Here is a 1,937-nt window from a genome sequence, read left to right on the forward strand (position 1 = left end):
GCCCAGGCGTCAAGCAGGACCTCGCGCCAGTTGCCCTGGCCAGCGATGTCAGGGAACCAATCGCGGTCCTCGGCCGTGGGTTTGGTCGAAATGCGCTGAATGTCCTGCATCATGTCGAGGCCGAGAGCATAGGGGTTGATGCCTGAAAAACGCGGATCGTCGAACGCCGGCTGAAAGACCACGTTGGAATGATTGCGCAGGATTTCGAGCATGGCGCCTTCGCTGATCTGGCCGCGGTCGAACAGCATGTTCATCAGCGTATAGTGCACGAACGTGGCGCAGCCCTCGTTCATCACCTGTGTTTGCCGTTGCGGGTAAAAATATTGCGCGATGACCCGAACGATCCTGATGATCTCACGCTGCCAGGGCTCCAGGACCGGGCTGTTCTTTTCCAGGAAATAGAGCAGGTTTTCCTCAGGCAGGTTTAGCGATTTCTTCCGCTCCGGGTCCTGGCCCTTGTCGTTGGCCGCTTGCTGCGAAGGCGGCAGCGTACGCCACAAGTCGTTGTAGGAGCGCTCCTCGTATTCGAGACGCTCGCGAATTCCTTCGCGCTGCCGTTCCGAAGACAGCCTCGGCGGCCGGTGATAGCGAAACACGCCCTGATCCATCAGCGCGTGGGCGGAATCGAGCACAGCCTCGACGGCGGCGAGGCCGTGCCGCTCCTCGCAACGGACTATGTAGCCCTTGGCGAAGTCCAGGTAGCCGAGGATCGCACCTGCATCCGTCCATTGTTTGAACAATTGATTGTTCTTGAAGAAATGATTGTGCCCGAGCGCTGCATGGGCCGTCACCAAGGCCTGCAGGGCCATGGTGTTTTCCTCCATCAGATAGACGATGCAGGGATTGGAATTGATGACCAGTTCATAAGCAAGCCCTCGCCCGCCCTTGCGATAGAGCAGATCCTGGTGGAGGAAATGTTTGCCGAAAGACCAGTGACGGTACATCAATGGCATGCCAATGGACGAATAGGCGTCGAGCATCTGTTGCGAGGAGATGATCTCCATCTGAACGGGATAGGTGTCCAGATGAAGCTCTTCGACCGCAAGTGCCTCGATCGCGTCATAGGCCCGCGACAATGTTTTGAAATCCCAGTCGGACCCCGAAAAAAGCAGGCTGGATTTGCTGGCTTGTCTGACCATCGGGAACCCTCATGCCCGCTTGAGGGAGACCGGCTGCCTGCCGAAAAGCTGGCGAAAGACCGGGTAGATATCGGCGGGCGTAGCGATGCGGCTCATCTGGAAGTTCGGCCATTTCTGGTCGATGGCGTTATAGGCACGCCACAGCGATGTCCCGTTTTCGGTCGAGCCGAAAATATGGGCTTCACGCTCGTCGATGATCTCGACATAGGCAAAATACTGGCACAGCCGCATGAGCTCGCCGTTGAGAAGCGAAATGCATCGCTCTGAATCGCCGGCGAAATTGTCGCCGTCCGAGGCCTGGGCAGCATAGATATTCCAGTCGTGGGCCGGGTAGCGGCTCGCGATAATACGGTGCATTTCCTCCAGCGCGGTGGAAACGACAGTGCCGCCGCTTTGGGTGTTGTAGAAAAATGTCTCCTCGTCGACCTCCTGAGCCAGGTGCGTGTGGCGGATGAAGACAATCTCGATGCGGTCGTAGCGTCGTTTCAAGAACAGGTGCAGCAAGACGAAGAAGCGCTTGGCCAGATCCTTCTCGCGCTCGCCCATGGACCCGGACACGTCCATCAGACAGAACATGACGGCATTGGCGTTCGGCACCGGCCGGGAATCGAAGCGGTTGAAGCGGATGTCGACCGGATCGACATAGGCAATGCGTCGGCGGCGTCGTTCCAGCCGGTCAAGCTCTTCGCTCAATGCCGCGATACGCTGGCGCGCGTCGGCGCTGGATGGCGCCTCCTCGAGCGAGGCGATTTCCTCGAGGATCGCATCCAGTTCGACCTGCTTGGGGCGCCTCAGCGC

At 58.8% G+C, this 1,937-nt stretch carries 2 protein-coding genes; both read right to left on the reverse strand.

Features of this window, described 5'->3' with window-relative positions; translation table 11 throughout:
* The coding region (locus tag EN964_RS33045) for a SpoVR family protein (RefSeq protein ID WP_127277335.1) at positions 1–1,139 on the reverse strand (1,139 nt) is incomplete at its 3' end.
* Between the two features lie 9 nt (positions 1,140–1,148).
* Positions 1,149–1,937 (reverse strand): YeaH/YhbH family protein (locus EN964_RS33050; protein WP_164776273.1); only part of this gene is annotated, 789 nt, incomplete at its 5' end.

This window comes from Mesorhizobium sp. M7A.F.Ca.CA.001.10.2.1, from assembly GCF_003998575.1.
In the GTDB taxonomy this organism is placed as follows: Bacteria; Pseudomonadota; Alphaproteobacteria; order Rhizobiales; family Rhizobiaceae; genus Mesorhizobium.